Origin of the sequence: Paenibacillus sp. USHLN196 (genome assembly GCF_037144955.1) — a bacterium.
In the GTDB taxonomy this organism is placed as follows: Bacteria; Bacillota; Bacilli; order Paenibacillales; family Paenibacillaceae; genus Paenibacillus; species Paenibacillus xylanexedens_C.
In genome coordinates this window covers 97,382-122,705 of the sequence record NZ_JBBCYH010000017.1, presented here as the reverse complement: position 1 = coordinate 122,705, position 25,324 = coordinate 97,382, and the positions used below count along the sequence as shown (strand labels likewise).

The window sequence follows — 25,324 nt, the reverse complement described above, 5'->3', positions numbered from 1 at the left end:
CGACTTGCATGTATTAGGCATGCCGCCAGCGTTCGTCCTGAGCCAGGATCAAACTCTCCAATAAAGTATTGAAAAGAGCGATAAGCTCATTTTGAATCTGACGAGATTAAACATCTCATTTGTGCTCCAGTTGATTCAAGCCAAGGCTTGTTTCCAACTTTCGCGTTCATTCTGCAAGCAGAATGTTTACTCACTCGTTGTTCAGTTTTCAAAGATCAAACTTGTTTTTCATCATTCATTGTGTTTCCCGTGTCAGCCGTGTGTTTCAGCGGCGACTTAAATAATATATCATACGGCTGAATCCAATGCAACAGTTTTTTTTATTTCTTTTCTTTAATAGTTTTGCATCATCTAAAACCGTCACTAATATCCCCTATCTTGTCCTATCATAATGGTGCGTTCTAGGGTACAAATATTCTAACACACTTCTGAAAGGGTTTACAACACTTTCAGAACAAATTGCTCTCCATTAGTCCTGAACAACTTTATCTCCGTTATGCGCAACTCAATGTTTACCTAGGCAAGGGAGAAGCCAGCTCTCCATTACAAAGCTGGCTTCTCCCTGATATAACAAACACCTACTTCTTTACCAATTGCAAATTGCAATCCTCTAGATTAGTTTTGTATCCATGGATTACGGCGCTTTTTATTTGATTTCCGTTGATTGGAAGTTGTTGCACCTTCTCTGGATGTTTTCCCGGACACGGATACCTTGGATTTGTTCTTCAGAGGAGCTTTGTTGTTTGTTCTGCGTTTCGCAGCTGCCGGCTTATTCACGGCTTGCTTGGACTTCGCCTCCGAATCCGCTCCAGCCTCATCGTTTGCTACCTGACTTAAGTTGGCGTCGTCACGTCCCCCTTTTTTACCACCCTTGCCTTGGCCCTGTGGGGGGTACATATCACCAAAAGCACCAAGCGGGGACGGCGGGACCATATTCTGTGTAGGATACGGGTTCTGATAAACATACTCAATAGGCTGGTTCGGCATCGTTGATGTAGACATTTCAGGTGGCATACCATACGAAGGAGCGTACATGTTCCAAGCCGGATCCTGATAACCATGAGTAGGATAAGTATACTGAGGCATATGTGTATGTGAACCACATCCGCATGGCGGGTACGGAAGCATTGAATACGGAGATATGAACGGTGGCTGATGATTCATATGGCTAGGTGCTGCATACGTTGGGAATGGACTGTTCACATGACCAGCTGGTGCAATTGGAAATGCATTGTTTTGCATGTCTGCAGACACATTTGGCATAACGTTGTTGTGGTTATGGCTTTGCTCCGCCCCAGTCCACGGACTGTTCGGCAGATCACTGCCACTATAAGGACTCACTTCTGGAATCCCTGGGAATGGCGCGTTGTTGCTCGCTCCTGCCGTGTACATGTCTTGCTGAACAACGTACACCTCTTGTGCAGGTACCGGGATTTGAACATAAGGGTACTCCGCTGGAGCATGATGCAATTTATTACCACATCCACAAGGCTTTTTCGTTGCTGGTGCAACCTCAACCGGAGACTTGGTGTTAGGTATTACTGGCAAAGGCTTAATTTCAGGCGAAAGATTGGGCATTGTGTATTCCTCGGACTCTGCTACCGGCTTTACATGAACTTCGGGTTTAGCCTCTTCCTTTTTGTGCGTTTCCTTTTCAGGTTTCACTTCAGGAAGCTCAGGCAACTGCGGCAGTACCTCCAGTTCAGGCTTCACATTTGGCTTTACCGGATTGGCTGGTGGTGGAGCAGGCACCGGAACTGGAACCTCTGATACCGGAGGAGGAGTTGGCGCGACCGGTACCGGTGGTGCAGGTTCCTCTTTCACTCCCGTGTATTCCTTTCCTTCAGGCGACAACTTTTCATGAGCAGCAATGTTGCTGGCACCCGAATTAGATGTGCTGTTTCCTTGTGCGGGAATATAAACTGTCTCCCCCACCAGCAGAGCATTCGGATTTTTCAACTGTGGATTGGCATTGATCATATCTTTCAAAGGAACTCCCCAAGCTTGTGACAACTTCCATAACGAATCCCCTTGCTGAACCTTGTGACTGTGCAGCACGCCTTCCGGTTTCGGTGTTACTGGCTCTGCAGGAATTTTGACCTTCATACCAATGTCCAGCTTGTCGGGATTAGTGATTTGTGGATTAGCCGCGATTAATTTGTCCAGCGCTACATTGTATTTTTGGGACAGCAGATATAATGTGTCGCCTTTTTTCACCATGTGTATTTTCACAGGGAACTAACCTCCTAGACGTCATACTTGGGCAGTACATTCGCCCATACCGTTACTACATCCTATGCAGAAACCGGGCTAATGACATCAACTAAACAAAAAAAATCCTCCTGTCTCTAAAATCCCCATACGCCAGGTATGCTGAATTTTATCGTACAAGGAGGATTCCTGTTCCCTATGTTATTCAATTCAAACTTAAGATTCCCACACTTTGTAGCCATCTTTGTCAACGATCTGACGGAATGCTTCCAGCAGTCTCAGCGTTACTGGACCTGCTACCCCCGTACCAATCGTTCTTCCATCCACTTCGTATGCAGCGATAACCTCTGCAGCTGTCCCGGTGAAAAAGACTTCGTCTGCAATATACACATCATGAAGGGTGAATGGAATTTCTTTCAATTCAAGCTCAAGTTCGCCACATAGATCGATAATGGCTTGACGTGTAATCCCTTCAAGTGCTCCGAGATAACAAGGAGGCGTGTACACTACACCATTTTTGATGATGAAGATGTTATCACTTGAACCCTCAGTAACGTACCCTTGGGAATTCAGCATAATCGCTTCACCGGCACCTGAATAGTTAGATTGAATTTTAACCAGGATGTTATTCAAATAGTTCAATGATTTAATTTTTGGATTTAATGCATCCGGAATGTTCCGGCGTTGGGATACAGACACTGCTTTTAACCCTGTAAGATACGCTTCTTCCGGATAGATCGCCAATTGCTCCACGATGATGATTACCGATGCCTTAGGGCAACGTAATGGGTCCAACCCCAGATTACCAGGGCCACGCGATACAATAAGACGAATATAGCCGTTACGCATATCATTCCGTCGCACCGTTTCAGCCATCACTTCCAGCATCTCATCAATAGACAGCGGGATATTCAAACTGATGGATTTCGCTGAATCATACAAACGATCCAGATGGGCCTTACATCTGAAAATGTTTCCGTTGTAGATCCGAATACCTTCGAAAATTCCGTCTCCATACAAAAATCCATGATCATATACCGAAACGGTTGCGTTCTCCTTGGTCACATACTGACCACCCAAATAGATCCATTGCTCTGCCACGGATGACTGCACCTCCATAAAATATCCATTCCCTAAACTCCGAAACGTTATAACCCGTCCATTTTACACCAAATGACAAGCTTTTACTCGCTCAATCTACCCCGACTTATGACAACCTTCTAACATTCCCAACCACATCAGGTCGATTACCTCGAAGGATATGTATAACAAGGATAGCTACCCAGAACGCGCACCTGGCAATTCAATGCTTCAATCTCTGCCATGGCTGCGGTAAGCAATACCGAATCGACCGTTTCCACAACATCAATGTAAAAATAGTAACTGCCCAATCGTTTCTTCGTTGGACGAGATTCGAGACGGGTCAAGTTGAGCTTCCGCCATGCAAAAGCCGACAATACTTGATGCAACGCACCCGGTGCATCTTCTGGCAACGTCACCAGCAAGCTGGTTTTCACATGATCCGGTTCACGTGGAATGTTCACAGGCTCATGGCCGATGAGCACAAAACGGGTGTAGTTGTTGTCATGGTCTGTAACCCGTTCAGCCATAATGTCCAAGCCATGCTTCTGAGCAGCAAGCTTTGTACCGATTGCCACCCAGCCTTTACCCGGATTTTTTTTCACAATTTCAACAGCTTCAGCCGTACTATTCACACCTTCAAGGTCTGCCCCAGGCGAATGCAGCCGAATAAAATTCTGACACTGCGGAATAGCCACAGGGTGAGACATAATCTTGGTGATTCTACCAAAGTCATACTCGCCGCTCTCTGTCTTAAATTCCGAGCCATGTCCAATAACATTCTGGATGGATGGATATACCCACTCTGCTTGCATCGGAATATCCACTTCATTCACAAGCCAGTCCATATGAAGACTAACGGAGCCTTCAATGGTATTCTCAATCGGAATAACACTGTATTGTGCCTTCCCGCTATCCGTTGCTCGAAAAACATCCGAAATCAGCTTGGAATGAAGCAAATCTAACGGTTCACCGTTGAAAAGGAAATCAATTGCCTCATGAGAGACTGAGCCTTCAGGTAATACTGCAATTCGTTTCATGCATTAACTTCCCCTTTGATTCTGTCCAAAAAAGGACGTTCGTCTTGATCAGGCAGCACGGTTACACCGTCCAAATCCGGATCGAGCCACAGTGCAGAAGCAGATATGCCCTCCCGCTCCATGGTGTTCAGCAAATATTGTTCCAATTCCGCTTTGCGGGTGTCATGACGATCGACCAAAGTCAACACGGTCGGTCCAGCTCCGCTCAGCGCAGCTCCCAACGCTCCATGATCAACGGAATGTTCCAGTATCTCAGCCATGCCTGGTACCAATGATGCCCGGTATGGTTGGTGAATTCGATCTGACATCGCCTTCTGAATCATATCCAGTCGTCCACTTGCCAATGCTGCAACGAGCAACGAGGATCTGCTAATGTTATGCACGACATCAGACATGCCAAATTGCTCTGGAATCACATTCCTTGCTTTGGAAGTAGACAGTTGGAATTCAGGTACAATAACCAAAGCCTGCAAATCCTGGTGTGGTTCAATGCGAATATGATCTACCCGTTCACCATCCCAAGCAGCTGTAATAATACCACCATATAACGAGGCTCCTACATTATCCGGATGCTTCTCGAGGGATGTGGCCATATCCAGGAGCTTGGCGTCGGATAAAGGAGCGCCGATTAATGCATTCGCTGCTGCCAGGGCACCAACGATGGCAGATGCGCTGCTCCCGAGCCCACGTGTCAGTGGAATATCGGAATACATGGAAATCTCCAATTCAGGCACAGATACCCCTGCTTCTCCGAATACCATCTGTGCAACTTCATAGATTAAATTCGTTTTATCCGTAGGCAGACCTGTCAAATGATTGCCGTGAAGATGAAATGTCGTCTGCTCGGCAGGTTTCATTTCCAACCAGGCATACAAAGACAATGCCATGCCCAGGGTATCAAACCCCGGACCGAGATTGGCTGTGCTTGCAGGTATTTTTACGGTTACCTTTTCTCGCAAACTCATACAGATTGCTGCTCCAGTTGTGCAATGGCCGCCATTACTGCTTCTTCCGTATCTTCAACAACAAGTGGCTCAGTGGCTACCGTTTTAATTGCAATATTAGGATCTTTCAAGCCATTACCTGTCAGGACGCAAACCACAGTCTCTCCGCCTTTAAAGTACCCTTCACTCTTCAGTTTGTATACACCGGCAAGGGAAGCCGCAGAAGCAGGTTCAGCAAAAATCCCTTCCCGAGAAGCAAGCGTACGATACGCTGTCAGGATTTGTTCATCCGTTACATAGTTAATCTGTCCACCCGATTCCTCAGCTGCAGCTACTGCCGTTTTCCAGCTCGCCGGATTACCGATTCGAATCGCTGTTGCTACCGTTTCAGGTTCAAGAATCGGCTCACCTTTGACAATAGCCATCGCACCTTCGGCTTCAAAACCAACCATGCGTGGCAGCGTGTTGGATTTGCCTGCCTCTTTATATTCTTTGAAACCTTTCCAATACGCCGAGATATTACCCGCATTACCGACCGGAATAGCCAGAACGTCAGGAGCTTCGCCAAGTTGTTCAATAACTTCAAATGCTGCTGTCTTCTGTCCTTCAATCCGGAACGGATTCACGGAGTTCACAAGCGTGATCGGATGTTTGGCTGTAATCTCACGCACAATCTCCAATGCACGGTCAAAGTTACCATTGATCGCAATCACCTTCGCTCCATAGATCATGGCTTGGGCCAGTTTACCCAGTGCAATGTTGTTATTCGGGATCAGCACGATACAATTGAGACCACCACGTGCGGCATAGGCCGCTGCAGCTGCTGACGTATTACCTGTGGATGCACACATGATTGTGCGACTGCCCTCTTCCATCGCTTTGGCAACAGCCATAACCATGCCGCGGTCTTTGAAAGAACCAGTAGGGTTCAAACCTTCATATTTGAAGTAAACATTCAAACCGAGTTCCTCAGACAGATTCTCTGCATGAATCAAAGGTGTGTTTCCTTCCTGAAGCGTAAGAAGGGGTGTATTTTCATTAACCGGAAGGTGCTCTCTGTACGTTTGCAAAAGTCCTTGATATCTCATTGTGGGTAAACTCCTTTATGTTTTAATAATCTGAAATGATGACCTGTTGAACCGGATATAATTAAATTGTACGTTATAACTTAAATAATTGAGATGCAGTATGGAATATGGACAATTATCCTTCCACCCGATAAACACTCTTAATGCGACGAATAACGCTGAGTGATTCAAAATGTTTTAACACCTTATCCATGCTTGCCTTACTTGCATTATGTGTAACGATAATGATCTCGGCATCCGGGTTATGCTCATTCGGCTGTTGAACAACCGAAGCCAGACTGACATCATACTCTGCGAAAATTTGTGTAATTTGTGCCAATACACCGGCTTTATCATCTACATGCAACAAAATGAAGTTTTTCGACATGATCTGCTCGTCGCTTTGCAGTCGCTTCGTCTTATAAGGCACAATCGCTTTGAGACCGTTCACGCCAAGTTTAAGGTTTTTGGTAACCGCTACAATGTCGGCTACAACAGAAGTTGCCGTTGGCAGTTCTCCCGCACCCGCACCGTAGAACATGGTCTCGCCTACAGCTTCACCGTGTACATATACTGCGTTGAACACACCGTTGACTGAAGCAATCGGATGATTTTGTCTAACCATCGTCGGCTGAACGCTAATCGTGATCTCATCGCCAACACGGTCCGCGATACCAAGTAACTTCATCTCATAGCCCAGTCTTCTGGCATACGTGATGTCTTCACGGGTTACAGAGGATATCCCTCTAACGGTTACATCCTTCAACTCCACATTGGTGCGGAAACCGAGCGTACTCAAGATCGCCATTTTGCGGGCTGCGTCAAGTCCTTCCACATCCGAGGTTGGATCCGCTTCAGCGTATCCCAGCGCCTGTGCCTCGGCCAGCACTTCTTCATAGGATACGCCTTCCTGACTCATTTTGGTCAAAATAAAGTTCGTTGTTCCGTTCACAATCCCCATGATACGGGTAATCCGGTCAGAAGAGAAACCTTCAATCAGTGTACGAATGATCGGAATTCCTCCCGCAACACTCGCTTCATAGAACACGTCACATTGTTTTTCCTGCGCCTTCGCCAAAATTTCTGAACCATGCAGGGCCATGAGATCTTTGTTCGCTGTTACGATGTGTTTCCCCCGCTCCAGCGCTTCAAGAATATACTCCTTCGTCTGATCGATGCCGCCCATGACTTCAACGATAACATCAATATCTGGATGACGAATGACTTCCCAAGGATCTTCCGTCAGCTTGGCACGGTCTACAGCAATGACACGGTCTTTCTCTGTATTTTTCACTGCGATCTTCTCGATGACAATCGGTGATCCAACCTGACTGCTCAGATCCTCCTGATTCCCTTCCACAATGCGTACGACTCCCGTTCCGACAGTTCCCAGACCCAACAATCCGACTTTTACCGGTTTCACTAACGATCTACCCCCTAATGTCTATTCTTGTCTGTCAGTCCTGTATGATAAAGCCTAATTAACCTTGGCCTACAATACGCGTTCGTCTCACTCCAGGCATATCTTGCATCCGATCCAGCATTTCTCCAATTTCGCCGTGAAGATGTGTCGTCTCCACTGAAATGACAACATTGGCTCTTCCCTGAAGCGGGATACTCTGATTAATTGTAAGTACATTGGCCCCATAACCAGCTACATGTCCAAGCACACGAGACAAGATCCCCGACTGATGCTCCAGATCAATGGAGATCGTCACAATTCTCTCGCGCTCCAGCTGGTTGATCAGATGAATTCCATCCTTGTACTTGTAAAAGGCACTCCGGCTTAATCCGACCTGTTCAACCGCCTCATGCACTGTTTTAACATCACCGGAAGCCAGCAGTTCTTTTACCTGCATGGTCTTCACCACAGCCTCTGGTAAAATATCTTCCCGTACTAAGTAATAGCGTTCGTTCACAGAACGTCCTCTCCTCAAAGACTCATGTATTCATATAGTGGACATTATATAGGATCTATGACAAAAGGGCAATACATGACACGCCTATTTTTTTGAAATACGTTCCTCACAGTATACAAGTTTATCCCTCTCCCATGTCAGGAAAAAACAAAAAAACGCAGAGTCGTGGGTCAACTTCCCACTTCTCTGCGTTCATATATCTATCTGTCTCCATGGAAGACGGCTACTTAGTAGTAACTGCTGCCTTCCACGAATTCGAATTCAAAGTCTCCGATGCGCACGATGGTGCCTTCTACAGCTCCGCGCTTACGCAACTCAGCATCCACACCCATATAACGCAGTGTACGTGCGAGTTTCAGTATAGCCTCATGCGAGTTCAGTTGCATCCGTTTCATCATGCGGTCAATCTTGGCACTTTCGACAATGAACATTTCATTCTCACGCACAATTTTGAAACCATCGTCTTCTTTTTTGTCCAAGCTGTACACTTTACGTTCGGATACGTCTGCTACCTCTTCAACAACTGGCTCATCCGGAATCTGATCCAGCAGATCAGCAGCACGATACAAGAGCTCTTGAATCCCTTTACGAGTGAGTGACGAAATAGGCATCACTTCAATATCCGGCTGCACCTCACGAACTTGCAGCAAAAATTGCTCCAGGTTCGCTTCCGAGTCTGGCATGTCCATTTTGTTCGCTGCTACAACTTGCGGTCTCTCAGCCAGAAGCGGATTGTACAGTTTCAGTTCATCATTGATTTTCTGCCAGTCTTCAAATGGGTCGCGTCCTTCTGAACCCGACATGTCCACCACATGAATAATAATACGGGTACGCTCGACATGACGTAAAAACTCATGTCCTAGTCCAATTCCTTCATGTGCGCCTTCAATTAGACCAGGCAAATCGGCCATCACGAAGCTTCGGCCTTCTCCTACACCGACTACACCCAGATTCGGTGTAATGGTTGTGAAATGGTATGCACCGATCTTTGGCTTGGCTGACGAAACGACAGAAAGCAATGTGGATTTCCCGACACTCGGGAAACCAACCAGACCAACATCTGCCATAACCTTTAGCTCTAATACGATGTAACGCTCCTGGCCTTCTTCACCATTCTCGGCAAGTTCAGGTGCAGGATTGTTCGGTGTGGCAAATCGGATGTTACCCCGTCCGCCCCGACCACCACGAGCAATAACAACCTGTTGACCGTGACGTGTCAAATCCGCCAAAATTTCTCCACTGTCTTCATCCAAAATCACAGTCCCAGGTGGAATGCGCACGATCATGTTCTCAGCGTTTGCACCATGCTGACTTTTATTACGTCCCTTCTCACCACGCGGGGCCTTGAAGTGACGCTGGTAACGGAAATCCATCAATGTACGCAAACCTTCATCCACGCGGAAAATGATGTCAGCTCCTCTGCCTCCATCGCCCCCGGCAGGTCCGCCGTTTGGTACATACTTCTCACGACGGAACGAAATAATTCCATCCCCTCCGTCTCCGGCTTTTACATAAATCTTCGCTTTATCTACAAACATTGGTTAACCCCTTCTTCCTATATTCCACACGGCATTCTGAATTGTATAAACGTATCCTCAGACGGAAGCTGCTCCGTTCTGACTTTTTTTCCTTTGAGTACGGCAGTAAGATGCCGCAGTGTTTCCGGATCGGGTGTTTGATCCCCATCCAGTCGGACAACCACATCTCCATGATCCTGTCCGAAATTTAAGGTCAGTTTGCGAACCTCTCCCCAAGACGACCGGCCGCCGCCATATTGATAGGCCCTGATTGCATCCGCAATCGCTCCGGTAAGTGACTCGCCATCCTCGGGAGAGACCAGAGCACTAAGCTGCAGCTCATCTTCTATTTCCACATGCAATTCCAGCGCTATTCCACTGGCGCGGAAAGACTGAAGATAAAATACGAGGGAAGGAATACCCAATCTGGAGATTCGGCTTTCTTCCGTTACCCGCTCTTTTATTCTTTCCACACATTGCAGGGATTTATCAAGTTTGCCCAGCCGAAGATATCCATATAACACCTGAAGGTCGTTCATCCAGTCGTGTCGATGATGATTTAATGAAGCAATTGCTGTCTTTTCCATGGATTGTATGATGGTTCTGCGTTCCGCCTCCGCCTGTTTCTTCATCGCATTCACAGAAATGAACAATACTGCGACGGACCACAATGCGCACACGACGCTTGAGATTATCATCGCCGGATACAACATAACGAAAACCAAAGGAATCAGAAGTGAACATGCCGCAATCCACGGCACTCTTTTCCAAGATTTCATGGCTTCTCCCCGTTCTACAAAACTCGGTAGGTCTACACCCACCGTAACCCAGTATAACATGTCTTTTCTGCCAGTTCATTATTGAATAACCGTGAATACAAAAAACCTCCGGCAAAAATGCCGAAGGCTCCTTAGGCGGAATGCCGATATTACGCTTCTACTGCAGCTGCTACAGGAGCAACATTAACAGGGTAGATGCTTACTTTTTTGCGATCGCGTCCCCAACGTTCGAATTTTACAACGCCGTCGATTTTCGCGAACAAAGTGTCATCTTTACCGATGCCAACGTTAGTTCCTGGGTGAATTTTCGTTCCGCGTTGGCGAACGAGAATGCTACCACCAGTTACAGTTTGACCATCAGCACGTTTAACACCCAGACGTTGAGCATTACTGTCACGTCCGTTCTTCGTGGAACCTACACCTTTTTTCGATGCGAATAACTGAAGATTTAATTTCAACATGATTGGTTGTCCTCCTTCTTTGTTTATTTGAATTGCTGTATTTTAATATACTTCCCGTATGACTCTGCAATATTAGAGAGCATAACCACCATGGATTCGAGTAACAATTGTACCTGGGACCAAGTTTCCCCTCTCTCTAACAAAGGTAAAGAACCACTTAAAAAGCCATTCTTCATCTTGGCGTCCATTTCGACACCAGTCAATGTTTCAATCGAGTTCACCGTACCCACTGTAACAGCGGATACCCCGGCACATACGATGTCTTCTCCCCGTTTGGCAAAATTAGCATGCCCTTCGATGGAAAAGCGTTCGATGTTCCCGTCCTCATCACGAAAGATTTGAACGATAATCACTTATCGCACCTTCTTTACGCTTTGATTTTTTCGATAGTTACTTTAGTGTACGGTTGACGGTGACCTTGCTTCACATGGTAGTTCTTTTTAGGTTTGTATTTGTATACGATAACCTTTTGTCCTTTGCCATGTTTCTCCACTTTAGCCGTTACAGTAGCTCCGGAAATCAATGGTGTACCTGCTGTCAAACCTTGATCGTTAGATACAGCCAGGACACGGTCGAACGTTACGCTTTCGCCATCGTTCGCAGTCAATTTCTCGATGAACAGAACATCGCCCTCTTGGACTTTGTACTGTTTGCCGCCTGTTTCAATAATTGCGTACATTTGCCTTGCACCTCCTCATGTCTCAGACTCGCCCGTTCTCAGGTGACAGTGTCCTTACGGAACTGTTCTTATACCCGGCCAGTGCGGTTACAGCATGTGCAAGACCATTAGGCTAAACACATACCTGAAGATTATATCACGCAATATATCAAAAATCAATGCAAAGGTGAAATATATCTTTTCCCCGTACCATGACAGGAAGAACACGGCTCCACATAGGGCAACGTACTCTCTTCCCGCACTTTCTTGCGTGTCAGTTCAAGCAAGCCCAGCTTGGTCCACCCCATCACGAAGGCTTTGGTCCGGTCCTTCTTGAGCTCGCCTTCCAAGGTTGCCGCCACTTCATGACGATTCGAGGCTTCCTCCATATCAATGAAGTCGACAATAATCATCCCCCCGATATCACGCAGACGCATCAGACGGGCAATCTCCACTGCTGCCTGCATGTTGGTCTCCGTCACAGTCTCTTCCAGACTGTCACCACCAGCTCCTGTGTATTTGCCTGTGTTCACATCCACTACGGTCAGAGCTTCAGTATGATCAATGACAATATATCCGCCTCCGGGCAGCCACACTTTGCGGGCAAAATCTTTGTTCAACTGCTCCTGTACACCATAAGCAGCAAAGATAGACTCTGTTCCCCGATACACCTGTACCTTCGGCTGATGCCCCGGACTAATTTCTTCCAGCAATGCCTTTACCTCACGGGCTTGTCCTTCACTATCGGTGATGACTTCGTCACTGCCTGGTGTATATACATCTCTGATGATTCGCTGCACCATGCTATGATCCCGATGCAAAAGGCTTGGCGAAGGCAAACTGTCTGCTTTTTCACGAATTACATACCACTGCGCACGTAATGTTTCCAAGTCTGCCTGAATGGCTCCATGCTGTTCTTCTGAGGATACGGTCCGGATAATAAGCCCCTCTTCATCCCGTCTCAGTTGTTCACCAAGTGCCTTAAGGCGGGAACGATCCCCCTCACGGGCTATTTTCTTGGATACCGCCACATAGTCAGCAATAGGCATGTAAACAAGCCAGCGGCCCGGCAGTGAATAATGAGTCGTCACCCGGGCTCCCTTGCCTCCTACCGGTTCCTTCAGAACCTGAACAATGACTTCCTGTCCCGGACGCAGCAACTCCGAGATGGAAGGCTTCACCTTGGGCTGCTTCTCCAAATGGGGATGCAACACATCGTCCACATACAGAAACGCATTCTTTTTCTGACCGATATCCACAAAAGCAGCCTGCATACCCGGTAACACATTCACCACTCGTCCCTTGAAAAAGGAACCCAATAGTCCACGTTCGCGTGTACGCTCTGCCGTGAATTCCACAGCTTTACCTTCTTCCAGAAGCGCCATTTGCATGAGGTTATGTTCATTATGTACAATCATTTGTTTCATGGCTTCACCTCTAGAAGACAATTCAATTCATCCACATCCATTTCAGTATCTTTGTAATTCTCATTGTACATGTATTAACCCATTTCAGAACAAGACCACCAGAACACTACAATTTATCACCATTTTGTTGAAAATAGGAACCGATAATCCGTTGCTCAGGCAAGACGGCCATAATTCGACCCTGTCTGTTCATCACGTATACCATATGGTATCTTTCTCTCTTTAATAGACGCAAAATAGTGTCCAAAGGTTTCGCCGGAAATGAGATTATTGGCTGCGCCAAACTGCCAGTAGCCGCATGCCTGGCGAACGCGCCCTCTCGATTCATGAGAAAACGGATAAAGCGGTAGGGAACATTTCGGTAATCGGTCAGGTTGGAATAGAACAAAAAAAGGCCGATTAACAGAATGTTGAGCGGCAGGCCATAGTCTCCGGTTAGCCATCGGCTGATGGCATACAAAATAACTCCTGCGCTGCACAGGATGCTAATTCTGTAAGTCCACATTAATGTTGTATAGTAGGGTGCCCACAGACTGACAAGTGCCTGAACAATTTTACCTCCGTCCAGAGGAAGTACAGGAAGCAGATTAAAGAGGGCAATGAGCAGGTTCCCCTGAATGATATAGCTCAGAAAAACAGGATCGCCCAGATTGCCATACTGCAACAGTAAAACAACGCCAACCATCAGCATGTTTTGCAATGGACCTGCCAGAGCAATGATAATTTCCCGGTAGGCCGTGATAGTACCTCCATCTTCAATAACCGCTACTCCTCCAAATGGGAGCATCTGGATCGACAAGACACGATAGCCCAGAAGGGCCGCAGCTGCAGCATGTCCACATTCATGAATGAATACAATGGCGAACAACGTAATAAGCTCAATAAAATGTCCAGTCAGCAGTGAGGCCATCATGATGATTACAAAAAACGGATGAAACGTAATACGTACTCCCCACACCCTAATCAAGGGCAACGACTTCCGCTGGGTCTACGTACTCCTCACCCTCTTTGACTGCAAAATAGAGCGTGGCCGGTTGTTCACCACCTGTAGCGTTGAGACTCCCTACTGGACTCCCCGCTTCCACCCAATCATTGACGTTCACTTCACTTTCGTTCAGCCGACCGTATATTGCCGTGACATTACCTGTATGCTTAATGACCACCGTGAACCCGCTTGTTGAATCTCCGATAACCTCCATGACACGCCCTGCATCCGAACTGGCAACCTGTATAAGTTCAGCACCTGCATCATCTGGAACGATCTCAATTCCTTTCATGCTCAGTGCAAATGGCTGAACCACTGTTCCTGAGATCGGTTTATCCAGTAACTGCCGAATGCCTAAACCATTGACAACATCCGTCGTATGTCCAAGCACCGGAAGAAACGAAGGCGTGCCTCCAAAATGCCGTTCATACCAAGCCGATGCAGAGGCAAAATCCATATCCCGATGGAGTACATCAGCAATGACCGTTTTAGTTGAAGCACTCCATGATGTATCTAATTGAAACAGCCCCCATACTCCGCCAAATATCAAAGCGCTGATGACTGTCCGTCTTAGAAATGACTTGAATAAGTTGAATCTCGAATGACTCCCTGGAACAAAATGACCATTCTCTTTTTTCCACAGCCATTCCGGATCTCTTTCTTGTGTCTCCTCACCCGACGCAAACGGCTTCCGTTGTATGATCTCGTTCTTGTCCAATAGCGAACCTACTTTTTGCTCCTGTAAGACTTCAACAGTCGCACCATCCATCAGTCGCCGGATGCGTTCTTCTCTTCTCTGCTTGATTCTGAGTTTCGTGTTCATGGAATGTCCTCCCGCCGAGGCTTGTTTACTACATCCTATGAAGAGGCGCTTGATAATATGAACAAGCCTGTCGGCAGGTAACAAAAAAAGCCGGGCTATAAGCCACGGCTGTCATGTAATCAGATAATGAATAAGTCCATTTAAATGAATTAACCCATTCCGAAGAACTTTTTGAAACGAGTGAAAGCTCCCTTTTTCTGCTCCAGCTGCATCAATGGAACCGTATCTCCCAAAATGCGTCTTGCAATGTTGCGATAGGCAATCGCCGCAAGTGAATCCGGATTCATGACCGTAGGTTCTCCTGAATTGGCCGCTTTGATGACCAGTTCATCATCAGGTACAATGCCAATCAGGTCAATATTAAGTACTTGTAAAATACCATCGATATCCAGCATGTCACCCGATTTAACCATATTATTGCGAATTCGATTCACCACCAGCTTCGGTGATTGAATGTGCGAACTCTCCAGCAGGCCGATGACACGATCCGCATCACGTACTGCAGCATTTTCCGGTGTAGTGACCACGATGGCCTGATCTGCTCCTGCTACCGCATTTTTGAAGCCCTGCTCTATGCCGGCTGGGCAATCAATAATGACGTATTCAAAATCTTTTTTCAATTCAAGGATAATATCTTTCACCTGTTCTGGCGATACGGAGTTCTTGTCTCTCGTCTGCGCCGCAGGCAACATGTATAATTCTTCGAAACGCTTGTCTTTGACCAAAGCCTGATTCAGACGGCAGCGGCCGTCCGCAACGTCGCACAGATCGTAAATAATACGGTTTTCGAGTCCCATCACGACATCCAAATTACGAAGGCCGATATCGGTATCTACCAGACAAACCTTTTTGCCGAGCAGCGCCAGCGCTGTCCCGATGTTTGCCGAGGTGGTTGTTTTACCCACGCCGCCTTTACCCGAAGTGATCACGATCGCCTCTCCCATGAGCTACACTCCTTTAAACACATTAAAATCTCGGCGTAAACGAACGATATTGCTCATTTTGTCTATCTGCATCTGATTGTCCTGTAAGTAAGCAAATTCCATTCCGGTCTCTCGGCTCTCCCATTCATCGGGAGGACGACTGATGATATCCGCAATCCGCAACTGCGTCGGTGCAAATACGGAAGCGGCAATGATGGCTTCTTCGTCCCCGCCAATTCCGGCATGAGCCATACCTCTGAGTGAACCCAACACATATATATCTCCGGTACACGTCACTGTGCCCCCCGGATTGATATCCCCAAGAAACAGGAGATTTCCTTCATGATGAAGCACCTGACCTGAACGCACCATACCACACATGGTCACAATCGGCGGCGGTCCTTTAACCTCCGGTTGGAGTGCAGGTGAGTCGATGGATCGAATAAGCAGATTCCCTTTTTGCTTCAATATATCGAGGATTGCTTCTTTCTGGTCCTCTGTCACTTCGCGGGCACCCAACTTGATATCCACATGAACAATTGGTCCGGTCAAAATATTTTGATGGCTGTGTTCCAGCTTATAGCGGAGCTCATAGAGCAATTCCTCGAATTCACATTGATCGTCCAACAGGAAAACCAGGCCGTCTCGGATGCCTTTAATCGTTACGTGATTCGATTTTACCGTCATAAGCCTGTCCCTCCCATCTCATTACATTTCGTGCCCGGGGCCCCAAGTTCCTGCTTTGCGCTCCATAAATGTATTTAAGAAGCTTCTTCTGTCTTGCTCCGTCTCTTGCCAATCCGTTCCAGTTGTTTCCGAAGCGGGACATAAATGATCAAGGCAAACACAAAATGAATGAACAAATTAGGAATCATGTATTCAAGCAACGCCCAGTCAAAGGTCACGTGGTTAAGTTGGAAGAGCTTATACAGGAAGAATAGCATGGTGTCATTAAGCAAACTCCCCAAAATGACAACCGACACCATCACCGGCAGTGGTGCACGCGGTGCTTGAAAAATGAGTCCCATCATGTATGCCGATAAACCCATTGAAAATCCGTAAGGCCCAATCATCTCGCCATAGAATACGACATCATGTAATAGTCCAAATAATATACCAAGCACTAAAGCCGTGTGTCGATGGTGATATACAGCGATAAACAAAATTGCGATATAAACCAGATTGGCAGAAATACGCATGTGCCAGCCGGAAGGAATGAGCAGCGGCAGAATCGTGCCTTCCGCAATGAACAAAACGAATAGTAACAGGAACAAGACTTGCTTGCGCGTCACCATTATTCTTTTACCTCAGGCGGTATAATGATAATCAGTTCTTTCCAGTCAAGGAAGCTTGCATATGGCTCAATTGTAGCTGTTTTTGTTAAACCATATTCACTTTTCTCGACACTCTTCACTTCCCCAATGCGCATATACTTCGGAAAGTTATTGATGATTCCGGAGGAGATGATCTCATCACCTTTTTTAATGTTAGAATCCTCTGAAATCTTGGTCATCTTGAGCATGCCTGTCTTCGGATCATAACTCTCAATCATACCAAACACTTTTTCCTTACCTACTGCCGTTGCTGCAATGGCATTGGATGTTGGATCATTGGCGTCCATGGACGTTAACAGATTAACCGTTGATGTATATGAGCTGACATGACTGATCACGCCGACCAGCCCTTCCTGTGAGGTAACAGCCATACCCGGCTTGATTCCCGCGTTCTCACCGATATCAATGTTAATGGTTCTGCTGTTTGGATCCGAATTGGCACTGATAACTTGCGCAATTCGTGAACCATAATTATACCGATTTTTCTGTTCTTCCGTGAAATTCAGTGCTTTTTGAAGCTGCTCGTTCACCTGTTCCATATCATTGTACTTCAGGCGATCCCGGGTGTAGTGCCCCATCGCGATGCGAAGCTCTTCATTCTCTTCATATACCGTACGCATGTTCGCTACATCTTTGAAAAAGCCCGCTACATAGGAAGCGGGCTTGTAAAATACGTATTGTACAAATCCAACTGAATCCTTCAGGAATTTCTCCGGCCAGGATAGAGTGGTTCGCGGACTGAGCGTAAAGCCCATTAACGCGATAAATGTAACAAGGCCCACCAGCAAAACAAAAAGTCTTTTGTTGCCTAGCAGTTTAAACAGTTCGAACACCCTCTAACATCCATTATTCTCTTCCGAGCCATGCCCGGCGGGGAGACTGTCAGACCTGTAGTCCCTGCGAGAATATCAGCTGATCCTCCCCTGTTAAGCGGGTAATAGCTCATCCCCGGGGTTAACCGGGTACTCTATAACGATACCTTGCCACATGGTCGCAATGCCAAGTTAGCCAAATACCAATTAACGTTTGGAACGAACTGCCGAACTGCTTCTGCTTTTGAACAAATGAATATTCTCTAGCGCTTTACCTGTTCCGATCGCTACACAATCCAGCGGGTTCTCAGCCACAATGACAGGCATTCCTGTCTCACCAGCGAGAAGCTTGTCCAGGTTGCGAAGCAATGCCCCACCACCTGTAAGAACGATACCCCGATCCATGATATCGGCAGCAAGTTCAGGCGGGCATTTTTCCAGTGTTACTTTTACTGCTTCAACAATCGCATTCACTGTATCAGCCAGCGCTTCGCTGATCTCGTCCGAAGTAATCGTAATCGTCTTCGGCAGACCTGTAACGAGGTCGCGTCCACGAATTTCCATCGTTTCTACTTGCTCCAATGGCATGGCTGATCCGATGTCCATCTTCAATTGCTCCGATGTACGCTCACCGATCATGAGATTGTATTGGCGTTTGATGTACTGGATCACGGATTCATCCATCTCGTCACCTGCTACACGAACCGAACGGCTCGTTACAATACCGCCAAGAGAGATAACAGCCACTTCCGTTGTACCGCCACCAATATCTACAACCATACTCCCCGTCGGTTCCCATACAGGCAGATCTGCACCAATAGCAGCTGCAAAAGGCTCTTCAATCGTATAGGCTTCACGTGCTCCAGCCTGCTTTGTTGCATCTTCAACTGCACGTTGTTCTACTGCAGTAATCCCGGATGGTACACATACCATCACGTTCGGATGACGTTGGAACATGGAGCGTTGTTTCTGCGCCTCACGGATGAAGTATTTGATCATCGTTGCCGTTGTATCGAAATCGGCAATAACGCCATCTTTCATCGGACGAATGGCACGAATGTTACCTGGTGTACGACCAATCATTTTTTTGGCGGCTTCACCTACTGCCTCGATGCTTTTAGTATCTGTCCGTATCGCGACAACCGAAGGTTCCCGCACCACAATTCCTTTTCCTCGCACATAAACCAACGTATTTGCTGTCCCCAAGTCAATACCCAAATCTTTCGTAAAACCACCAAACATAACATAATCTCCTTTTCTGCCTCATATAGCCGCTCTATGCTGATCCAGAGCGTAACAATTTCATTCCCACGCAGCACGTGGAGCTAATATTCGCATTTGTTTTTTTGCATTTGTAAAGTGAACCTATCTTTTACGGACAAAGCCGTTAACATTCATAGGAAAACATCAACGCCAACCATTATATTATACTAAGCCCTTCTCCTTCAAACTTACGTACGTTCCATCTCCGATAATAATATGATCAAGCACGTCAATGCCGACAATAGCACCTGCTTCAATCAGTCTCTTGGTTATTTGGATATCCTCCGGACTAGGCGTAGGATCACCACTCGGATGGTTGTGTGCGCACACAATCGATGCGCTGCTGCATTTGATGGCAGCCCTGAACACTTCACGCGGATGTACAATCGAAGCGTTAAGGCTGCCCATGGAGAGTGTTTCCTGGGCAATAATATGATTTTTGCTATTCAAAAAGAGACACACAAAATGCTCTTTCTGCAAGTAACGCAATTGTTCCATTAGGATGTCGGCTGCATCACGCGGTGTACGAATTGAAGTCGACTGTATGAGTCTGCTCTTCGCAATTCGATGCCCAAGCTCAATACCGGCTTTCAATTGCACAGCCTTGGCATTGCCGATCCCTTTCATTGCAGTCAATTCTTCCAGACTCAGATCCATCAACGAGCGAATGCCGCCCGCTTCAGCCAGAATCCGCTGTGCCATATGCACCGCGGATTCCTGTCTTGTGCCTGTTCGAAGTAAAATCGCCAGCAATTCAGCATGGCTTAAGGCGCCCGCCCCGTATTCCATCATGCGTTCTCTCGGGCGTTCTTCCTGGGGGATGTCGCGCATCATGTATTGAGGCGACTCCATATGTTCCCTCTTTTCAGTTCAAAACGTCAATTGGCTTCATTCATGTTCGCGGCAACACATGAACGCCAAACCCATCCAACATATCACTCAGCAAGGATAGGGGAAGGCCAACCACATTAAAATAGCATCCTTCAATACGGTCGATCAGTGAAGCCCCAATGCCCTGAATGGCATAAGATCCTGCCTTATCCGAAGGCTCTCCAGTCTGCACATAGGCACGGATCGTCGCATCCGAAAGTTCTTTCATCGTTACATCGGTCTGGCGATAATGAACTACAGACTGACCATTCCCCGCATCAATACAAGCGACACCGGTAAACACCCGGTGTACGCGGCCCTGTAGCCGAGATAACATACGTTCAGCATCGGCTTCGTCTACGGGTTTACCCAGAATTTCTTTATCCAGAACAACAACGGTATCACTACCAACAATAATGGCTTCCTGCTCACGGCCTTCAAGCCCGCGATACACAGCAAGCGCCTTGCGCAAAGCAAGCTCCTGTACCGTCTGTTCAGGTGTCCATTCTGGTGGCGTATCTTCATCGGCATGACTTGGTATTACATCAAACGCTAGGTGGAGTGATGCGATCAGTTCTTTGCGCCGAGGCGATGTGGAGGCCAGAATAATAGGGCGCTGCTGAGTGTTATTCATCATGAACGGCTCCTTATGCTACGGCAACATCCTGTCCTTATCACGATAATAGATGTCACTGGTTTATTTTTTTCGTCATAACTCGTCATTCTCCTACAGTCTGCGATACAGCCACACAGCGGCAATCATACCGATCAGACTCAGAAGGCTCATTTGAAATTGAAGTGAAATATCATAACTGATAATATCCAGATCAGCCTGTGGCGACCAACGTATGGTCGTGGCTTTTGTAAGAAAGGCTACTGCCTTAACAGACTGCAGTGCCTTGGCGATCCACGCTCCGACCATCCAGCCGAGCAGTAGAAACAGCAATAACATGCCGAAGTTTTTTTTCATCGGTAATCTTCCCTCGCCATTTTTTGACACCCACATTATTATACGGGGTTTTGTACATCAATACAAACACAAATCCGGCAAGGGGAACTATTTCCAGTTCCTTGCCGGACAGGTATTTCCAAGCGTTGTTATGGGAAAGAGCATGTTACTGCTTTATCGCTTCAAGCCATTTTTTCTGCTGCAGTACGTATTCCATCAGATCGGACTGTACAGACCACATGTGCACATCATCCGGGTTTTTGTTGTACTCCGCGATAGCCGTAATTGCACGATTCATCGATTTCTCCATTCCGCCAATCATAGGTTGTACCTCTGCGGTCAGGCCGGGTGAAAGACTATTCAAACCGGTCAACCATGACTCGTGCTTATTCTGAATTGCGGTCATCGTTTCTGTGGGGACTGCTACCGGGGTAGACTGTCCCAGTTGCTGAATGGACAAGGTAGATAGTTGTTCGATTAGTGCAGAACTGTTTGTAAAGAAACGCTGTACATCCTCTTGCTTGCCACCAAATATGGCCGGATTGATCTCAGGGTTCACGATCTCCTTGACGTACAGTTCGACTCCCTGAGCTTTAAGTCTGGTGCTAAGTAGCTTGGCCTCTTCACGATCAGCTGAAATACCTGCATATACCCGATTACCATCTTCAGGATCCGTACCTGCGGCTATACCTGCTTGAGCCAATTCTAGCTTGGCCTGTTCGGCTCGTTCGGGTGAACTAAAGACGCCGTATTGAAGTGCATAATACGTGCTGCCAGTCGCAGCTGCCTGAAGCTGCTGCTCTGTTCCTGCAACGCCCTCCTGACCTGTCACAGAGGAAACTGCCTGATTAACGGGAAGAAGATCACCTGGCTTCGCGGCTCCTTCTTTATTAAAAAATGAAAGAATAACCATGCCGAATAGTGCTCCCGTAACGAGTGCCCCGGTAACAGAGCCAATCATTTTCCAGCCCCTTGGAGGGCGATTACGCTTATAGGAATAGTTCTCGGAATCTACAAGCCAGTCGTGTCCTTGATCGTACGTATTGGACAGATCGCGACGCTCTTCCTCTGGATCTGCTATGTGATTATGATAACCGTAACCTGATCTGTCCCCAAGATCATGGGCCTCATCCAAGTTCGAATCAGGGCTCATCCGTTGTTCAGGGTCAGGTACAGTAGAGCTTGTCAGCACCGTCTCTCCCCAGTCTCCGGGGATATCTTCTGGTGTCCAAGACGGGGTTGTATCCAGTTTCTCAGGCGTTAGCGTATGATTGCGCGGTAATTCTTCACTCAACGTCACCAATGGACTGGACGCGGAAATCCTCTTATTTTCAGGCTTGTCCGACTCATGATCCCCGAAGCGAAACGTCATTCTAGCATTGCTCACCCGTACCCTCTCCTTTGTCCCATTTATACCAGCTATATGCAGAGACGGGAGAAGACATTCCATTTAACGCAAAAAAACGCCTGCTTCTTATCGAAGACAGGCGTTTTCTGCATTGATTTATTTCAATCCTTTGGCAAGGGTATCGCCGACTTTCCAAATATCACCTGCGCCCATCGTGATCACAAGATCTCCTGGCTGCAGACGATGCTGCAAATCAGCTACAACTTCCTCTTTCGTTGGCAGATAACGCGCAGAAGCATTACTGTTTTGAACGATCAGTTCAACCAGTCTCGCTGAGGTTACCCCTTCGATCTGTTTTTCGCCCGCAGGAGAATAGATATCGGTAATAAGCACTTCATCCGCTTCCGCAAAAGCACGACTGAATGCATCCAGCAGGAAGAACGTCCGCGTATAACGCTGTGGCTGGAATACCGCAATAATGCGCTTGCCCGTTGCTTTGGCCGCACTAATGGTCGCTTCAATCTCGGTAGGGTGATGAGCATAATCATCGATGATCAGCATATCTCGTGCCTCGCCCAATACCTGGAATCTGCGTTTCGCTCCGTGGAACTGGATGATGGCCGCCACAATCTTCTCAAACGGAATACCTGCTTCCAGACAGGTAATCACGGTAGCCATCGCATTATAAACGTTATGCTTACCTGGGACCGATAACTCCACCGTGCCCATAGCAGCACCCTGGTGATTCATCGTAAAGGAGATCCGGCGATCGCCCAATACAATATCCGTTGCCGTATAGTCCGCAGCACGGTCGATACCATAAGTCGTGATCCGTGACTTGAGTTCTGGCAAAATCGCTTGAACATTCTCATCGTCAGAACACACAATGGCTGTTCCTTCCGGGCGAATCTGGCTCAGGAACTGCACATAAGCCTTTTTGAGTTCCTCAAAATCACTGTTGTAATTCTCCAGATGATCTGCCTCAATATTCGTTACAATACCGAGCCATGGATGGTACTGCAAAAATGAACCATCACTCTCGTCCGCCTCAGCGACAACCCAGTCACCTTGACCGGCCTTCGCGTTGGTACCCACATTCATGATTTCTCCGCCAATAATATATGTCGGGTCTGTATCACATTTATCCATAACAAGTGCAATCATGGATGAGGTGGTTGTTTTACCATGGGCACCGGCCACAGCCACACCCTTACGTTCGTTCAACAAACGTGCAAGCATCTGGGAACGATGCAGAATCGGAATGTTCAGCTCAGCAGCTGCTACCCGTTCCACATTATCTGCAGGCGCTGCCGTAGAGTAGACAACCAGATCTGCTCCAGTGACATGCTCTGCCGTATGTCCGATATATATTTTCGCTCCCTTGGCTGCCAACTTCTCGGTCAACTCCTGCGAAGCGACATCCGATCCGGTAACGGTATATCCCATTTCCAGCATAACTCTTGCGATGGCACTCATGCCATATCCGCCAATCCCTATAAAATGAACGTGTTCCGATGTATTTAACAAAACTTTCACCAACCTTTTTCAGAATCGGTTTGATGCAAAAGGGCTGCCCGCACATCCGCAATCAGGTACAGTGTGCCGGAGACCACCCCCAGATCTTCCGCTTCCGTCCGTGACTTCAATAGATCAAGTGCCTTTGCCCATTCGGGCTCGACGATGATTTCCAGTTCCTGCTTCGCAATGGCGGGACGTACCCGTTCGACAATCTGCAGCAATTCGGCTGCATCCATTTTGCGTCGGAAATCTGGCTCGGTCAGGATCAGCGTATCCACTAGTGGCAGTATATGCTGCAAATACGCTTCGTGATGCTTATTCGCCAACATACCCATCATCAAAATTAACTTATTGTGAGGATATACATCCATAATACTCTTGGCCAGTGACTCTGCCCCCTCAGGATTATGTGCTCCATCAAGCACAATTCGGGGTTCATCGACGACTTTTTCGAATCTCCCTGCCCAGAAGGCATTCTTCAGTCCAAGTGCAATATCGTTGTCATCCAGCATAAATGCCATGTATTGTCTGAGCAATTCAAGCACCATTAGTGCGGCCGCAGCATTGTCACATTGATGTGAACCCTGCATGCTTATGCGAACGTCCAGGTCGCGAAACGGGCCTGTAAAATGAAAAGATTGTCCGCTCTCATTGCTATCCAGTCTATGATAAGAGAATTGATCTCCAGCCAAATACAAGGTTGATTGAGACTGCTGTGCTTTCTCCTGAATTACCTTCACAGCTTCGGGTTGAGTCGCGCAGGTCACAACGGGTACTCCCGGCTTGATAATGCCTGCCTTTTCCCAGGCAATCTGCTCAATCGTGTCTCCAAGCACATCCGTGTGATCCATACCAATGTTGGTGATGACGGACACAACAGGTGCAACAATATTCGTTACGTCCATCCTTCCCCCTAGCCCCGTCTCCCATACCACAACGTCAGGGTAGCACTCTTCTGCATAATACAGAAGCGCGAGAGCCGTGGACACCTCAAACATCGTTGGTGATCCAAGTGGGGTCGATGCCATTTCCATGACCAGCGGGCGCAACCGATTCGAGAGCTTAAGCAGGATTTCTTCGGGAATATCCTCACCGTTGTATTGAAAACGGTTTGTAAACTTGGTGATATAAGGGGACGTAAAGGTGCCCACATCATATCCAGCCTGAAGAAGCACTGACGTCAAAAAAGCGCAAGTCGAACCTTTGCCGTTCGTTCCCGCGACGTGAATAAATTTGAGACGTTGGTGTGGATTGCCCAACATGGACATCAGACTCTCGATTCGTTCCAATCCAGGTCGAATGCCAAAAGGAATAAGGCCATTGATCCAGTCCACGGCCTCGTTATACGTAAGTAAAGGAGCTGCTGCATCTGTCCCGTCTAATTGCGTCATCTGAT

26 protein-coding genes, 1 rRNA gene and 1 other annotated feature are annotated in these 25,324 nt (G+C 47.2%); all 27 genes read right to left on the bottom strand.

Annotated elements, in window-relative coordinates:
• Positions 1-64: ribosomal RNA gene (locus WFI24_RS29480) — 16S ribosomal RNA — on the bottom strand; the annotation flags it as partial.
• A gap of 551 nt (positions 65-615) precedes the next feature.
• Positions 616-2,232 carry a LysM peptidoglycan-binding domain-containing protein gene (locus WFI24_RS29475; RefSeq protein ID WP_336765451.1) on the bottom strand — a complete coding sequence of 539 codons (1,617 nt, stop codon included), beginning with the start codon at positions 2,230-2,232 and terminating at the stop codon, positions 616-618.
• Positions 2,233-2,427: 195 nt separating this feature from the next.
• Entirely contained in the window at positions 2,428-3,312 is an 885-nt protein-coding gene (gene ilvE / locus WFI24_RS29470; RefSeq protein ID WP_336765450.1) for a branched-chain-amino-acid transaminase, read from the bottom strand.
• Between the two features lie 146 nt (positions 3,313-3,458).
• A complete protein-coding gene (gene pheA, locus WFI24_RS29465) occupies positions 3,459-4,331 on the bottom strand; it encodes a prephenate dehydratase (protein WP_145325281.1) in 873 nt (290 codons plus the stop codon).
• The gene (gene thrB, locus WFI24_RS29460) at positions 4,328-5,296 is read right to left on the bottom strand and encodes a homoserine kinase (protein ID WP_336765449.1); all 969 of its coding nucleotides are present in this window, start codon (positions 5,294-5,296) and stop codon (positions 4,328-4,330) included. The genes pheA and thrB overlap by 4 nt, the downstream gene beginning before the upstream one ends.
• The gene (gene thrC / locus WFI24_RS29455) at positions 5,293-6,363 is read right to left on the bottom strand and encodes a threonine synthase (protein WP_036605915.1); all 1,071 of its coding nucleotides are present in this window, start codon (positions 6,361-6,363) and stop codon (positions 5,293-5,295) included. Before thrC ends, thrB begins: the two co-directional genes overlap by 4 nt.
• Before the next feature lie 115 nt (positions 6,364-6,478).
• Positions 6,479-7,765 (bottom strand): homoserine dehydrogenase, encoded by a 1,287-nt coding sequence (locus WFI24_RS29450; RefSeq protein ID WP_336765448.1) that lies wholly within the window; start codon positions 7,763-7,765, stop codon positions 6,479-6,481.
• A 58-nt stretch (positions 7,766-7,823) separates the two neighbouring features.
• Entirely contained in the window at positions 7,824-8,261 is a 438-nt protein-coding gene (locus WFI24_RS29445) for an ACT domain-containing protein (RefSeq protein WP_017692625.1), read from the bottom strand.
• A gap of 227 nt (positions 8,262-8,488) precedes the next feature.
• The gene (gene obgE, locus WFI24_RS29440) at positions 8,489-9,799 is read right to left on the bottom strand and encodes a GTPase ObgE (protein WP_336765447.1); all 1,311 of its coding nucleotides are present in this window, start codon (positions 9,797-9,799) and stop codon (positions 8,489-8,491) included.
• Between the two features lie 17 nt (positions 9,800-9,816).
• Positions 9,817-10,557 (bottom strand): Spo0B domain-containing protein, encoded by a 741-nt coding sequence (locus WFI24_RS29435; protein ID WP_145325277.1) that lies wholly within the window; start codon positions 10,555-10,557, stop codon positions 9,817-9,819.
• 149 nt (positions 10,558-10,706) lie between these two features.
• Positions 10,707-11,018, bottom strand: coding sequence for a 50S ribosomal protein L27 (rpmA, locus tag WFI24_RS29430; protein ID WP_017692622.1), 312 nt, complete (start codon positions 11,016-11,018; stop codon positions 10,707-10,709).
• A 23-nt stretch (positions 11,019-11,041) separates the two neighbouring features.
• Entirely contained in the window at positions 11,042-11,371 is a 330-nt protein-coding gene (locus WFI24_RS29425; RefSeq protein ID WP_036605912.1) for a ribosomal-processing cysteine protease Prp, read from the bottom strand.
• A 14-nt stretch (positions 11,372-11,385) separates the two neighbouring features.
• Positions 11,386-11,697 (bottom strand): 50S ribosomal protein L21, encoded by a 312-nt coding sequence (rplU, locus tag WFI24_RS29420; RefSeq protein ID WP_091037543.1) that lies wholly within the window; start codon positions 11,695-11,697, stop codon positions 11,386-11,388.
• A gap of 14 nt (positions 11,698-11,711) precedes the next feature.
• Positions 11,712-11,796 (bottom strand) — a sequence feature (ribosomal protein L21 leader region).
• 56 nt (positions 11,797-11,852) lie between these two features.
• The gene (locus WFI24_RS29415; protein ID WP_145325276.1) at positions 11,853-13,103 is read right to left on the bottom strand and encodes an Rne/Rng family ribonuclease; all 1,251 of its coding nucleotides are present in this window, start codon (positions 13,101-13,103) and stop codon (positions 11,853-11,855) included.
• Positions 13,104-13,209: 106 nt separating this feature from the next.
• Entirely contained in the window at positions 13,210-14,070 is an 861-nt protein-coding gene (locus tag WFI24_RS29410) for a M50 family metallopeptidase (protein ID WP_145325275.1), read from the bottom strand.
• Complete coding sequence (locus WFI24_RS29405) at positions 14,063-14,911, bottom strand: M23 family metallopeptidase (protein WP_336765446.1); 849 nt, start codon at positions 14,909-14,911, stop codon at positions 14,063-14,065. Before WFI24_RS29405 ends, WFI24_RS29410 begins: the two co-directional genes overlap by 8 nt.
• Before the next feature lie 149 nt (positions 14,912-15,060).
• The gene (gene minD, locus WFI24_RS29400; RefSeq protein WP_053783092.1) at positions 15,061-15,855 is read right to left on the bottom strand and encodes a septum site-determining protein MinD; all 795 of its coding nucleotides are present in this window, start codon (positions 15,853-15,855) and stop codon (positions 15,061-15,063) included.
• A 3-nt stretch (positions 15,856-15,858) separates the two neighbouring features.
• Positions 15,859-16,521 (bottom strand): septum site-determining protein MinC, encoded by a 663-nt coding sequence (gene minC / locus WFI24_RS29395; protein WP_017692615.1) that lies wholly within the window; start codon positions 16,519-16,521, stop codon positions 15,859-15,861.
• A 74-nt stretch (positions 16,522-16,595) separates the two neighbouring features.
• Complete coding sequence (mreD, locus tag WFI24_RS29390; protein WP_145325273.1) at positions 16,596-17,129, bottom strand: rod shape-determining protein MreD; 534 nt, start codon at positions 17,127-17,129, stop codon at positions 16,596-16,598.
• A complete protein-coding gene (mreC, locus tag WFI24_RS29385) occupies positions 17,129-18,001 on the bottom strand; it encodes a rod shape-determining protein MreC (RefSeq protein ID WP_336765445.1) in 873 nt (290 codons plus the stop codon). Before mreC ends, mreD begins: the two co-directional genes overlap by 1 nt.
• Before the next feature lie 186 nt (positions 18,002-18,187).
• Complete coding sequence (locus WFI24_RS29380; RefSeq protein WP_024633969.1) at positions 18,188-19,222, bottom strand: rod shape-determining protein; 1,035 nt, start codon at positions 19,220-19,222, stop codon at positions 18,188-18,190.
• 183 nt (positions 19,223-19,405) lie between these two features.
• Positions 19,406-20,095, bottom strand: coding sequence for a RadC family protein (gene radC, locus WFI24_RS29375; protein ID WP_145325270.1), 690 nt, complete (start codon positions 20,093-20,095; stop codon positions 19,406-19,408).
• 40 nt (positions 20,096-20,135) lie between these two features.
• Positions 20,136-20,747, bottom strand: coding sequence for a Maf family protein (locus WFI24_RS29370; RefSeq protein ID WP_145325269.1), 612 nt, complete (start codon positions 20,745-20,747; stop codon positions 20,136-20,138).
• 93 nt (positions 20,748-20,840) lie between these two features.
• The gene (locus WFI24_RS29365) at positions 20,841-21,083 is read right to left on the bottom strand and encodes a DUF4321 domain-containing protein (protein ID WP_145325268.1); all 243 of its coding nucleotides are present in this window, start codon (positions 21,081-21,083) and stop codon (positions 20,841-20,843) included.
• Between the two features lie 145 nt (positions 21,084-21,228).
• Positions 21,229-22,449 (bottom strand): SPOR domain-containing protein, encoded by a 1,221-nt coding sequence (locus WFI24_RS29360; protein WP_336765444.1) that lies wholly within the window; start codon positions 22,447-22,449, stop codon positions 21,229-21,231.
• A 117-nt stretch (positions 22,450-22,566) separates the two neighbouring features.
• Entirely contained in the window at positions 22,567-23,886 is a 1,320-nt protein-coding gene (gene murC / locus WFI24_RS29355) for a UDP-N-acetylmuramate--L-alanine ligase (protein WP_062837803.1), read from the bottom strand.
• A 56-nt stretch (positions 23,887-23,942) separates the two neighbouring features.
• A complete protein-coding gene (locus tag WFI24_RS29350) occupies positions 23,943-25,319 on the bottom strand; it encodes a bifunctional folylpolyglutamate synthase/dihydrofolate synthase (RefSeq protein ID WP_336765452.1) in 1,377 nt (458 codons plus the stop codon).
• Positions 25,320-25,324: the final 5 nt, after the last annotated feature.